Annotated in this window: 11 protein-coding genes; 10 read left to right on the forward strand and 1 reads right to left on the reverse strand. The window is 61.1% G+C overall.

Annotated features, from left to right (window positions below; all coding sequences use genetic code 11):
* Positions 1-250: 250 nt before the first annotated feature.
* Together HMPREF2781_RS00775 and HMPREF2781_RS00780 are read left to right on the forward strand one after the other, a co-directional pair.
* Positions 251-1558, forward strand: coding sequence for an anaerobic C4-dicarboxylate transporter (locus HMPREF2781_RS00775; RefSeq protein ID WP_070446613.1), 1308 nt, complete (start codon positions 251-253; stop codon positions 1556-1558).
* Between the two features lie 62 nt (positions 1559-1620).
* Positions 1621-3288, forward strand: coding sequence for a formate--tetrahydrofolate ligase (locus HMPREF2781_RS00780; protein ID WP_070446614.1), 1668 nt, complete (start codon positions 1621-1623; stop codon positions 3286-3288).
* A gap of 30 nt (positions 3289-3318) precedes the next feature.
* Here HMPREF2781_RS00780 and HMPREF2781_RS00785 read toward each other — a convergent pair whose 3' ends face one another.
* Entirely contained in the window at positions 3319-4122 is an 804-nt protein-coding gene (locus tag HMPREF2781_RS00785; RefSeq protein ID WP_070643550.1) for a RecB family exonuclease, read from the reverse strand.
* A gap of 76 nt (positions 4123-4198) precedes the next feature.
* Between HMPREF2781_RS00785 and HMPREF2781_RS00790 the strand changes: the two genes are divergently transcribed.
* Genes HMPREF2781_RS00790 through HMPREF2781_RS00825 form a run of 8 tightly spaced genes read left to right on the forward strand, consistent with a single transcriptional unit; the run spans position 4199 to position 13186 of the window.
* Positions 4199-5461, forward strand: a complete 1263-nt coding sequence (locus HMPREF2781_RS00790; RefSeq protein WP_070643553.1) for a M18 family aminopeptidase — start codon at positions 4199-4201, stop codon at positions 5459-5461.
* Between the two features lie 38 nt (positions 5462-5499).
* The gene (locus HMPREF2781_RS00795; protein WP_070446617.1) at positions 5500-6336 is read left to right on the forward strand and encodes a tRNA (adenine-N1)-methyltransferase; all 837 of its coding nucleotides are present in this window, start codon (positions 5500-5502) and stop codon (positions 6334-6336) included.
* A 44-nt stretch (positions 6337-6380) separates the two neighbouring features.
* Positions 6381-7955, forward strand: a complete 1575-nt coding sequence (arc, locus tag HMPREF2781_RS00800) for a proteasome ATPase (RefSeq protein WP_070643556.1) — start codon at positions 6381-6383, stop codon at positions 7953-7955.
* On the forward strand, positions 7952-9496 hold the full coding sequence (gene dop / locus HMPREF2781_RS00805) for a depupylase/deamidase Dop (protein ID WP_070643558.1): 1545 nt from the start codon (positions 7952-7954) through the stop codon (positions 9494-9496). The genes arc and dop overlap by 4 nt, the downstream gene beginning before the upstream one ends.
* 35 nt (positions 9497-9531) lie before the next feature.
* Positions 9532-9723: a ubiquitin-like protein Pup gene (locus tag HMPREF2781_RS00810; RefSeq protein WP_070446620.1), complete on the forward strand. Its 192-nt coding sequence runs from the start codon at positions 9532-9534 to the stop codon at positions 9721-9723.
* Between the two features lie 47 nt (positions 9724-9770).
* Positions 9771-11153, forward strand: coding sequence for a Pup--protein ligase (gene pafA / locus HMPREF2781_RS00815; RefSeq protein WP_070643561.1), 1383 nt, complete (start codon positions 9771-9773; stop codon positions 11151-11153).
* 31 nt (positions 11154-11184) lie between these two features.
* On the forward strand, positions 11185-12228 hold the full coding sequence (locus tag HMPREF2781_RS00820) for a helix-turn-helix transcriptional regulator (protein WP_070643564.1): 1044 nt from the start codon (positions 11185-11187) through the stop codon (positions 12226-12228).
* The gene (locus tag HMPREF2781_RS00825; protein WP_070643567.1) at positions 12221-13186 is read left to right on the forward strand and encodes a helix-turn-helix transcriptional regulator; all 966 of its coding nucleotides are present in this window, start codon (positions 12221-12223) and stop codon (positions 13184-13186) included. Before HMPREF2781_RS00820 ends, HMPREF2781_RS00825 begins: the two co-directional genes overlap by 8 nt.
* Positions 13187-13211 lie beyond the last annotated feature (25 nt).

Consider the following 13211-nt stretch of genomic DNA (forward strand, 5'->3'; position numbering starts at 1 on the left):
CGCCCGCGCTACCTTCAACGAGGCAGCGCGGGCGCGTCGTTTTCTTTCAGTGGCTGTCCATCTCTCAAGCCCCTCGGCCCTCCTTCGAGCGAAGGGGGTGTGTAAACGGACACAATCGGGCCTGGAATCTCGCTAATGCCACATAAGTAGGGCAGAATAGAGACTGTCAGTTCTCGCGCCCAGGTCGTGTGCGGACCGTCGCGCGATTCACCCCATACTGCAGATCACCTGCACATATTGGAGTTACATAATGGTTGTTGTGCACATCATTATCGTCCTCGCGGCGATTTATCTCGGTGCCCGAATTGGTTCGATCGGCATTGGCATGGCCGGCGGCTTGGGTGTCCTGCTTCTCGGCCTGAGCGGCGTTCCCGTTACACGCGAAGACATTCCTTTCGATGTCATCGGCATCATCATGACTGTTATCGCGGCCATTGCTGCTATGCAACGCGCCGGCGGCATGGACTATCTGGTCTACCTCGCCGAGAAATTCCTTCGCAAGAATCCTAAGAAGATCACGTTCTATGCCCCTGTCGTGACCTGGCTTATGACCGTTCTGGCGGGTACCGGCCACACGGCATTTTCTACGCTTCCCGTCATCGTTGAGGTGGCCAAGGAAGGCAAGGTTCGCCCATCCCGTCCGCTGTCCATCTCTGTGGTGGCCTCACAAATGGCCATCTGTGCCTCGCCCATTTCCGCCGCCGTGGTGTTGCTAGCCTCCCTCTTGGAGCCGATGAACGTGGGCTACTTGCAGATCCTCGCTGTGCTCATTCCGGCGACATTTCTTTCCATTTTCCCTGCCGCGTGGATTGCCAACCGTTCCGGGGCGGAGCTAGAAGATGATCCCGTATACCAGGAACGCAAGACCCAAGGCCTGGTAAAGATGCCGCAGGGCTCCCACAATTACAGCCCGGTACAGGGCGCTAAGACCTCCGTCATCATCTTCCTCGTTGCCATCGTCATCGTTATGCTGTGGGCCACCCTGACATCTTCTCAGGTGGGACTCATCGAAGAGCCGACTCTGCCCCGCAATGAGGCCATCATGACGGTGATGCTCACTGCCGCAACCCTTATCGTGATGATCACCAAGATCTCCGCTGGCGACGTACTTAATACGCCAGTGTTCAAGTCGGGCATGTCCGCCTGTATCTGTGTGCTTGGTGTGGCCTGGTTGGGCACCACGCTCATTAACCACTACATGGAGGACATTCAGGCCATCTCCGGCTCCGTCATCGAATCCGCCCCTTGGCTGCTGGCCGTCGTGCTCTTCTTTGCTGCGGCGCTGCTGTACTCGCAAGCCGCGACCACCAAGGCTCTCATGCCGGCGGCTCTGGCCCTCGGCGTCAACCCACTGACCGCTGTGGCTGCCTTCCCTGCGGTATCCGCTCTGTTCATCCTGCCGACCTACCCGACCCTGTTGGCAGCCGTTGAGATGGATGACACCGGCTCGACGCGCATCGGCAAAGCTGTCTTCAATCACCCGTTCATCATCCCCGGCACCGTCAGCATCGCCTTGTCTGTCCTCCTGTGCTACGCCTTCGGTGCGGTCCTGCTTTAGCATCATCGAGAAATTATCTAATGTTGCTCAAGAGGCTTCTTTAGAGCGCTAAGCTGGTGGGCATGACTACGCAACCTTCTGATGTTGACATTGCCCAAGCCCACCAGCTCGAACCCATCACAGATATTGCCGCCCGCGCTGGAATCCCAGCGCCCGCCCTCATCCCTTATGGGCAGAACAAAGCCAAGGTGGATATCACCCAGGTTGGGGATGCCCCCGCCGATGGCAAGCTGGTACTCGTCACTGGCGTCTCTCCGACACCAGCCGGCGAGGGAAAGTCCACCGTACTTATCGGTTTGACCGATGCCCTCACACAGCTTGGTAAGAAGGCAATCGTCGCGCTTCGCGAACCTTCTCAAGGCCCCGTCATGGGTATCAAGGGCGGCGCTGCGGGCGGCGGCTACTCGCAGGTTGTGCCGATGGAGGATATCAACCTTCATTTCACCGGTGACTTCCACGCTATCGCCGCGGCCACCAACACCTTGGCCGCCATCATCGATAACCACATCCACCAAGGCAACGCCCTCAACATCGATCCGCGCCGCATCACCTGGCAGCGCTGCGTTGACGTCAATGACCGCGCTCTGCGCAACGTCGTCACCGGTCTTGGCGGCCCAGCGCACGGAGTGCCGGGGGAGACCGGATTCACCATTACTGCGGCGTCGGAAATCATGGCCATCCTCGGTCTCGCTACCGATTTGGCAGACCTGAAGAAACGCCTCGGTGATATCACTGTGGGCTACACCTATGACCAGCAACCGGTAACCGCCCGCGACTTGGGCGCAGAGGGCGCACTCACCGCCCTGATGCGCGATGCGCTGAACCCCAACCTAGTCCAGACCCTGGGCGGTACGCCGGCTTTCGTCCACGGCGGTCCTTTCGCCAACATCGCTCATGGCTGCAACACACTGTTGGCCACCCAGACTGCTATGCGCTTCGGCGATATCGTCCTCACGGAAGCAGGTTTCGGGGCGGACCTCGGTGGCGAGAAATTCATGGACATCAAGTCCCGCTTTGGTGAGCTTGATGTCGCTGGCGCGGTCGTCGTGGCAACGATCCGCTCCCAGAAGTACAACGGCGGGCAGCCGCGCGAGGAGCTCACCACGGAGAACCTGGAAGCCCTGAAGAAGGGCGTGGTCAACCTCGAGCGCCACGTGGAGAACCTGCGAAAGTTCGGGCTTCAGCCAGTGGTCGCTCTCAACCTCTTTGGGAGCGATACCGAGGCCGAGCGCGAGTTCATGCGTCAGTGGGCGGCCGACTTCGACGTGGCTCTTGAAGAAGCAGAGGTGTGGGCGAAGGGTGGTGCAGGGGCGACTGCGCTGGCTGAGCGCCTTCTGGACAACCTCTCCCAAGGCTCCTCCCGCCAGCTCTACGACCCCGCTGAAGGAATTGAGAGCTCCATCGACACTATCGCCAAGGAAATCTACCGCGCCGAGCGGGTGGAGTATTCTTCCAAGGCTCTCAAGGACTTGAAGTACATCAAGGACAATGGTTGGGAGCAGTTCCCAGTCGTCATTTCCAAGACCCAGTACTCCTTCTCGGATGATCCGAGCCAGCTCGGCGCTCCGGAAGGCCACGTCCTCCACGTCCGCGAACTGCAGCCGCGCACCGGCGCTGGTTTCATCGTTGCCCTAACCGGTGACGTCATGACCATGCCGGGCCTGCCAAAGAAGCCCGCAGCGAACAACATCGATGTAGCCGCTGACGGTTCCATCTCTGGGTTGTTCTAAGCCGCGGCAGGGTCTACGCAGCGCGACGGTCTACGAGGCCTGGTCGGGCCACCCGGGATACTCGGGTGGCGTACCGCCAAAAGCCGGGCAGAGGTCTTGGAACGAGCACCAACCACACAGCTTTGACGTCTTCGGCCTGAAATCTCCGGCCTTGCCATCGCCTTCGATTTTGGCCCAGAGCTCGCCTAGGTCACGCTCGAAGTACTCGAGCTCTTCTGGCCCAGGCGTGAGGAACATTGAATCCAAGACCTTGAGGTACATCAGCCGCAGCTGCGTGGGGATGGTGCCGAAAAGCCGCCAGTACACCAGCGCGTAGAAATTCATTTGGAATTGCGCGTCCTGGGAATACCGGGGAAGCGGCTTCTTTCCCGTCTTATAGTCCACCACGCGCACCTCGCCAGTGGGGGCAACGTCTACGCGGTCGATGAACCCACGGACAGGCACACCGTTTGGCAAGACGGTATCGACGTACATCTCGCACTCGTGGGCGTCGAAACCTTGGGGGTTTTCCATCTGGAAATAGCCCTTGATGAGCTGGCGTGCTTCGACGAAGAAATCCAGCTCCTCGGGCTCGGGTACCAATTCACGCAGCTCCGGATCGGAGTCGAGCATCACCGCCCATTCCGGCTTGATCATCTTCACCGCGGCCGGGTACTCACGTTGCTCACGGGGTAGCTGGTGCATCTTCTCCAGCACAGCGTGGACCAGCGTTCCCTTGACCTGGGCTTGTGTCTTAGGTTCAGGCAGCTTGTCAATGGCCCGGAAGCGATAGAGCAGAGGGCATTGCTTGTAATCGGAGGCACGGGAAGGGGAGAGGGCTAGTCTTTTCGGCATAATGTTCCTCAGCCTAGCGCATAGGCAACCTCGTTCCCGCCCGCATCTCCCGACGGTCCGTGGCAAGCTAGTAGGCATGAGCACTACGCAAGATTTTCTCGATTTCATCGCCGCCAGTCCCTCCTCTTATCACGCGGCTGAGGAGGTAGCGCGCGCACTCGTTGATGCGGGTTTTAGCCGCCAAGACGAGTCTGCCGAATGGTCGGCTGCACCAGGCGGTCACGTCATGGTCCGGGGAGGTGCGGTCATGGCATGGTTCGTCCCCGAAGGTGCTAGCCCGGATTCGGGTTTCCGGATTATCGGCTCCCATACTGATTCGCCCGGTCTTGCTCTCAAGCCCACTCCGGATTTCGATTCCGCCGGATGGCAGCAAGTAGCCGTGGAAGTTTATGGCGGAGTCCTTCTCCACAGCTGGTTTGATCGCGAGCTCACCGTCGGTGGTCAAGTCGTCCTGCGTGATGGCACCCGCCACTTGGTCAACACCGGCCCGCTGCTTCGTCTTCCCTCGCTGGCGATTCACCTCTACCGCAAGGATGAGTTCAAGCCGGATCGCCAGCGCCACATGCAGCCAGTGCTCTCCGTGGGCACTCCGGAAACGTCGGTGATGGGGGTCGTCGGCAAGCAGCTAGGCGTCGCCCCGGAAGATATCGCTTCCTTCAACCTCATTACCGCCGATGCCCAGCGCGGTGAGGTCTTTGGCGCCGGCGAAGAGCTCATCGCTGCTGGACGCATGGATAACCTCTCTTCCGTTCACGCCTCTCTGAGGGCTCTTCTCGCCGCCGCGCACAACGCCGATGCCATGGAGCACAAGAACATCCTCGTCATGGCGGCCTTCGATCATGAGGAGGTGGGCTCCTCCTCGCGTTATGGCGCGGGTGGCCCGATTCTGGGTGATATTTTGACCCGCACCGCACGGGCGCTCGGGGCGAACGAGGAGCAGCGCTTCCAGATGTTCACGCGCTCCAGTTGCGTGTCTGCCGATGCCGCCCACTCTGTACACCCCAACTACGCGGAGAAGCATGATCCCACGCACCACCCGATCATCGGCCAGGGACCTGTAACCAAGATTAACGGCAACCAGCGCTACGCCTCCGACGCTCACACCGTGGCCCTGTGGGAATCCGCCTGCCGCCGTGCGGACGTTCCGGTCCAGCGATTCGTGGGAAATAACGACGTGCCCTGTGGCTCCACCATCGGACCGATTTCCGCCACCCGTTTGGGCATCCCCACCGTCGACGTGGGAGTCCCAATGCTGTCCATGCACTCGGCCCGCGAGCTGGTGGGCGAGCGCGACCAACTATGGCTTGGTAACGCCCTTGAGGCATACTTGGTGGGTTAATCCTTGCCACCTTCAACTATGTGAAAGGTTCCCACGCCATGGCTTATTCCGGCCCCTTCCGCTACGGCGACCGCGTGCAGCTCACCGATGCCAAGCGGCGTCACTACACCATCGTCCTCGAGGAGGGAGGCCAGTTCCATTCGCACAAGGGCATCATCAACCACGATGATGTCGTCGGCATGGATGAAGGCTCCGTCATCGATTCGACTCTGGGTAGCTCCTTCCTCCTGTTCCGCCACCTCATGGTGGACCACGTCCTGTCGATGCCACGGGGTGCCGCGGTGATCTACCCCAAAGACTCCGCGCAGATTCTGGTCGAAGGCGATATCTTCATGGGCGCACGCGTGCTGGAGGCCGGCGCCGGTTCCGGCGCGCTCTCGATGACGCTGTTGCGCGCCGTGGGGCCGGAAGGCCACGTTTTCTCCTATGAGGTGCGCGATGACCACTTGGAATACGCCGTGGATAACGTCACCGAATACTTCGGTAAACAGCCCGAATGGTGGAGTCCCCGCCTTGGGGACTTGGCCGATGTCACCGTCGAGCAGCTGGGCGGCCCCGTGGACCGCGTCATCCTAGACATGCTCGAGCCCTGGGAGCACCTTGAGAAGGTACGCGACATCCTCATCCCGGGCGGCGTTTTCATGACCTACGTGGCCACCGTGCCGCAGCTGATGAAGGTCATGGAGGGCATCCGCGAGCTCAAGTGCTTTACGGAGCCGCGGGCCTGGGAGTCCCTCGTGCGTGAATGGAAGGTGGAAGGTTTGGCCACCCGCCCGGAGCATCGCATGAACGCGCACACCGCGTTTCTGATCTGGACGCGCCGGCTTGCCGACGGCGTCACTCCACCCCGCCCGCAGCGCCGCGCGCGAAAATAAGCCCCGAGGTTAAACGTGGCGCACTGCGCGCTAGGGTGGACTCTATGAACGATGCCACTCATTCCCAGGAACTTGGCCAGCAGCGTCGCCAGATAGAGCAGCTCGCTGAACGCAATGCCAAGCTTGCTGCCCTGTTGAAGGATGCGCGCACGAAGCTTCAGCAGATGCTCGCGGAGGTTGACGCCCTTGCGGAGCCTGCCTCCACATACGGTGTCTTTCTGGGCTATTCCGGGCGCGCGCATGATTCACGCCGTGACGCCGAAGTTTATACCAATGGCCGAGCCATGCGGGTCAAGATTTCGCCGAACCTGGAGCCCGGCTCCCTGAAAGTAGGGCAGCAGGTGCGCTTGGGCGAGGGCTTCGTCGTCGTGGAGGCCTGCGCCCCGGTAAATACGGGCGCGCTGGCGACGATCCAAGAACGTCTCGGCACCGACCGCGCCGTGGTCATCAATTCCTCTGGTGAAGAGCAGGTTGTTCTCCTCGCTGCAGCGTTGCGGGATACCGTGCGCGCCGGCGATACCCTCTTGGTTGAGCCCAAATCTGGTGTAGCCACCGAACGCGTGCACAAGACTGAGGTAGCACAGCTCACGCTGGAGGAAGTTCCTGACGTCTCCTACGAGGACATCGGCGGTTTGGATGAGCAGATCTCCCTCATCCGTGACTCCGTCGAGCTGCCTTTCCTGCACCCGGAGCTCTACCGCCAGTACGATCTCCAGCCGCCCAAGGGCGTACTGCTCTACGGCCCGCCGGGCTGCGGAAAGACGCTTATCGCCAAGGCGGTGGCGCATTCGCTGTCCGCGTCGCTGGGAGTTAGTGCCCCCAGCTACTTCCTCAATGTGAAGGGCCCAGAACTGCTCAACAAGTTCGTGGGCGAGACTGAGCGCCGCATCCGCCTCATCTTCGAGCGCGCCCGCGAGCTAGCCTCCGAGCCCACCGAGGATGGCAGCCAGCGCCCGGTCATCATCTTCTTCGATGAGATGGAGTCCATCTTCCGCACCCGTGGTTCCGGCGTGTCCTCCGATATGGAAACCACCGTCGTCCCGCAGCTGTTGACGGAGCTGGACGGTGTGGAAAAGCTCAGCAACGTCATCGTCATCGGTGCCACCAACCGTGAGGAACTCATCGACCCCGCCATCATGCGCCCGGGACGCCTCGACATCAAAATCCGCGTCAACCGCCCGACCAAGCAGGGCGCGCGTGAGATCTTCGCCCGCCATTTCCCGGAATCTGTCCCGCACGTGGGCGAGCTTTCCCAGCTCATCGATACCGCAGTGGAGGATCTCTACGCGGAGCGCCCCTTCGTCACGCTGCACTTCTCCAACGCTGATCCCCGCGTGCTGCACTACCGGGACTTCGTCTCCGGCGCGATGATTGCCAACATCGTCTCCCGCGCAAAGAAGCTGGCTATCAAGGAAGCTTTGGACGAAACCAACGCTGCGGGGGATACACAGCCCGCCGGCATCACCGCCGCGCACCTGCACCAGGCCATTGCTGCGGAACAAGCAGAATCAGAGTATGTACCGACATCCGCCAACCCGGAGGAGTGGGCCAAGATCGTCGCCGGGACCTCCGCCGGCGCGCATGTCACCGGGGTCGAATTGATGGGAGTTAAACCTTGAGCCGTGTCCTAGGAACCGAAACCGAGTATGGAATCTCCACGCCGTCGAACCCTGCGTTGTCACCGATCGTGACGTCCACGCACGCGGTGGTGGCCTATGCTGCCCTACATACCGGTGCGCGCTCCCGCTGGGATTTTCGGGAGGAGCACCCGCTGCGCGATAGTCGCGGCTTCGATCTCAAGCGCTACCACACAGTGCCCGTGGTGGACCCGAACGCGCTGGGTGTGGCCAACGTGGTGACCGCCAACGGTGCGCGTTTCTACGTCGATCACGCCCACCCAGAGTACTCCTCGCCGGAGTGCACGAATGCCTGGGATGCCATGCTTTACGACGCCTCCGGCGACCTGATCCTTCGTCGCGCAGGGGAGGCCGTAGCATCGCTGACCGCTCAGGGCACGTCCGTGTTGGCCACGCATGATCCCTGCCCACCGCTGAAGTTCTACAAGAACAACGTGGACGGTAAGGGGGCTTCCTATGGCAGCCACGAAAACTACCAGTACTCCAGGGATACTGACTTCGATGACATTGCCCAGGGATTGATTCCTTTCTTCGTCGCTCGCCAGGTGGTCACCGGTGCCGGACGCGTGGGATTGGGTGCTGATGGTGAAGAACCTGGTTTCCAGATCTCACAACGCGCGGACTATATCGAGCAGGAGATCTCCCTGGAAACCACCCTCAACCGCGGCATCATCAACACCCGTGATGAACCACATGCGGTCGCCGAGGACTTCGGTCGCCTGCACGTCATCATCGGTGATGCCACGATGTCCCATACCTCGACGCTGCTCAAGCTGGGCATGACCTCGCTGGTACTCGATGCCATCGAGAGCGGCGTGGACTTTAGTGACCTGCGCCTAGCAGAGCCGGTGGAGGAGGTGCAGCGGGTGAGCCGCGACCTCACTGTGACTCATAAGCTGGCGCTTCGCGACGGCCGCCACCTCACCGCCCTCGACATCCTCGCCTTCTACCGGGAGAGGGTCACCGCCACCACTGAGGCGGATGAAAAGGTGCTCGCCGCCTGGGATGAGGTTGTCGCGCTTTTGGCTGATAATCCGCTCAAGGCCGCCCACCTGCTGGATTGGGTGGCCAAGTATCGCTTGATTAAAGGCTACCTTGACCGCGGCGTCGCGGCCGATGATCCGAAGCTGGCTCTGATCGATTTGCAGTACACAGACATCGACCCCGCAAAATCCCTTTACCATGCGCTCGTGCGCAAGGGACAGATGCGCACCCTGGTCAGTGAGGAAGAGATCGCAGCGGCAGCAGAGACGCCGCCCAGCGACACCCGCGCCTACCTGCGCGGCCACGCTACCCGAAAGTTCGGGGAGGATGTCCTGGCTGCGTCCTGGCAGTCACTGACCTTCCGCATCGGTGAGGCCGAGGGAGCCAACTCTGGAACCGCCTGCGTGGCGCTCGACGACACCACAAGACTCGGGCAAGACGAGGTGGGCGCTCTACTGGAATCTGCGGGCAGTGCCGCCGACTTCGTTGATAGTTTGCGCCAGCTCGGGGTGCGAATCGAGTACCCTACACTGTATTAGCGCAGCATTCTCCACTCGCGAAAGGAGCTCTCACCATGAGCGGACAGCAGTCCCAGATTAATGCCGGTGGCGGTAACGGGCAGGGAGGTGATTCCTCGGAATTCGATGCCGGACAAGTCAGCATCAACAGCGCGGGTACCGATGATCTTCTCGATGAGATTGACGGCCTCCTGGAATCCAACGCCGAGGAGTTTGTGCGCTCCTACGTCCAAAAGGGCGGCGAATAAAGGTGGAGCAGCCCTCCGGTAGCGCCCCCGTTTATGCACGGCGGATTATGGGCATCGAAACCGAGTACGGCATCACTGCGAGCGCAAGCGATGGACAGCGGGTGATGTCCCCGGATGAGATCGCCCGCGTACTTTTCCGGCCCATCGTGTCGACGTACTCCTCCTCGAATATCTTTAGCCCCAACGCCTCCCGCCTCTACCTCGACGTCGGCTCCCACCCGGAGATCGCTACCGCCGAGTGCGATAGCCTGAGCCAGCTCATTGCCTATGAGCGCGCCGGCGATGCCATGGTCAACCGCATGGCCGTGCAGGCGGAGGAAGCCCTAGCGGACGAGGGGGAGAAGCGCGCCGTCTATCTGTTCAAGAACAACGTCGATTCTGCGGGCAATTCCTACGGCTGCCACGAGAACTACCTCATCGGCCGCCACGTGGTGCTCAAGGACCTCGGCAAAGCTCTCCTGCCATTCATGATCACCCGGCAGCTCATCTGTGGCGCGGGGATGATTAGACCTGCTAAGGGTGAGGAACCGGCGCGTTTCGTGCTCTCACAGCGTGCCGACCAAGTCTGGGAAGGTGTGTCCTCCGCGACGACTCGCTCGCGGCCCATCATCAATACCCGCGATGAACCACACGGGGATTCGAAGCGTTTCCGTCGCATGCACGTTATCGTCGGCGACTCCAATATGGCTGAGCCCACGATGGCCGTCAAAGTTGGCTCCACGCTGCTCATGCTGGAGATGCTGGAGGCCGGTTTTGAGGTGCCGAACCTCTCGGTTCTCGAACCTATTCAACACATCCGCGCCATCGCGCTCGACCCGACCGGTCGCACCCAGCTCCCGCTTGAGGGAGGCGGCAGCACCACCGCGCTCGCCGTGCAGCAAGAGCTCTATACCGCCGCTGAGCGTTGGCTGGAACACCGCGAGGACACAGGCACGCCAACGGCTGAGCTGGCCCGTGTCGTGGACTTGTGGAAGCGCACCCTCCAGGCCATTGAGACTCAGGATTTCTCCGGTGTTGACCGCGCGATCGACTGGGTCATCAAGCGCAGCCTGCTAAACCGCTACCGCGAGCGCCTGGGCGGGGATTGGTCGCACCCCAAGCTGGCACAGATTGACCTGACCTACCACGACATCCGTCCCGGCCGTGGCCTCTACAGCGTATTGGAGCAGCGCGGCATGGTGAAGCGCTGGATCGACGATGCTGCAATCGATGCTGCCGTCGACACCGCCCCGCGAACCACCCGTGCCAAGCTGCGCGGGGAGTTTCTCGCTGTTGCCCGCGAGCTCGATGCCGCGGTAACGGTGGATTGGACGCGGATGAAGGTCAACCGGCCTGAGCCAATGACCGAGGAATTCTCCGACCCCTTTGTGTCCGAGGACCCGCGCCTAGATGGGTTGTTAGACTACATGCGTTCGCACCCAGGCTCGTAGAGCCGTAGAGCTGATCAAGGAACCTGCCACTATGCCTTCAGCAGATCGCACTGCAGCCCGGACGCCGGTCAGAGACCGCGCTATCGAAAGGCTCACCAACCTCACCTTTGCGCTGCATGGCGCCGCGCACCAAGGCGGGGTTCCTGACCGCAGCGCAGCCTGGATTCGCAGCCACGTCGAGGGCTACCAGTCTCGCAGCGACGAGGCTTTTCAGAAACAACTTTCCCGCGACATTGTGACCCTGCAGCGCGCTGGTGTTCCGGTAGTGCATAGCAGTGGGGCAGAAGGTTCGCTGTACCGGCTCGATCCCGAAAGCTACCAGCTACCTCCCGTCGATTTCACGCCACAGGAGGCCATGGTGTTGGGCGTAGCCGGCGGCATTGGCACACCGGGAGGCTTAAGCGATTTCAGCTTGTCCGCGTGGACCAAGCTGGCTGCCTCGGGCGCCTCCCGCGACTTGAGCGGAGCGCCCGTCTACACCGCTGTCAACGACGTGACCAGGCTGAGTCCAGAGCTCGTCACCGCGGTGATTACCGCCGTGCGTGCAGGGCTGCGCATATCCTTTGATTATTACGCTACGCCCTCTGCCGAAGCAGTTCGCCGCCACATGGATCCATGGGGGCTGGTCAACCACCGTGATCGCGTCTACCTTGTCGGCTGGGACGTGGACCGCCAGGCACCTCGGACTTTCCGTGCCACCCGCGTGGATAACGTCAAGCGTTCGCGTCATGCAGCCACGCACCTCGAGCCCACCGCACCACTGCAAGATCTCGTTGTGGAGGCACTAGACCGTGGCGATACCGTGGACGCTCTCCTTGACGTACCAGAGGGGCAAGCTGTCGAGCTTGTCGACGCCGGACGCAGGCGCGAGGACAACCTCGTAGAACTCACCGCCGTGCGGCGGGATTGGCTGGTGCGCACCGCTGCTGGTTATGCACCAGATGTTGTGGTGATCGAACCGCCAGAAGTGCGTGCCGACATCATCGCACTCTTAAATGTCGGTGGGAACGATACAGCGACAACGGCAACCACGGTTAAGACCACGGAGTTTAGGGAGGAGGCCCGCCATGGCTGATCAGCCCCGCAAGCTGCAATCGCTGGTTCGCTCCCTCAACCTCATCCCGTACCTGCGTAACCACCCGGGGTTGACCCCTATGGAGGCAGCGGAGGATTTGGGGATGACCCCGGTGGAGCTCAAGGACGCCATCGACCGGCTCTTCTGCTCCGGGGTGGGCCGCAATACCGAAGACCTCATCGACTTAAGCTTTAGCTACCGCGATGGCATCGAGATTTACAACGACCAAGGCCTCACCCAGGCACTGCGTCTGACCCCCACCGAAGCTGGTGCACTATTGCTCACCCTTGAGTCTTTAGAAGCGATGCCGGGGCTTGTCGATGTCTCCGCGGTCCATTCCGCCGCCGCCAAGCTGCGCGGAATCATGGATGAAAAGACCGCCGCCATCTATGACTCCCTGGCCACGATTGATCCCGAAGAATCGCAGGTACAAGCAGCACTAGCGGGGGCCGTCGACAAGCGCCAGCAAGTGCGTTTTACCTACTGGAGTATGTCCTCCAACCGGACCAGCGAGCGTACCGTGCATCCGGCCCGCATCTTCATCGTGGATGGCGAGCCCTACCTCGTGGCATGGGATGACTCAGTGGGGGAGCACCGCACCTTCCGCCTCGACCGCATGAGTGATGTCGAGGTACTCGAAGCTTCCGCTACCCCGCACGTACGAGAGCTGGATTTCAACCCAGACTCACCCTTTGGTCTAGATCACACTCTTGTTGCGGAGCTGGAGATTAACCAAGAATTCACCTGGCTAGCAGAACACTACGACATCACTCTAGGCGAAAAACTTGAAAATGGGTTCATAGCTGCGCAGATGCCCGTCGGATCCGAGACATGGTTTAGTCGTTTCGCCCTCGGCCAAGCAGACCGTTTGCGGGTCGTGGGGCCCCAGAAGCTTGTCGAGGCCATTTCGGAGCATAGAAATCGGGCGCTGGAGCGTTATACTCAACTGCCAGACTAAGAGCTCTCCTGCGTGCGCCCCGTGC

Origin of the sequence: Corynebacterium sp. HMSC062A03 (genome assembly GCF_001811145.1) — a bacterium.
Taxonomy (GTDB): Bacteria; Actinomycetota; Actinomycetes; order Mycobacteriales; family Mycobacteriaceae; genus Corynebacterium; species Corynebacterium aurimucosum.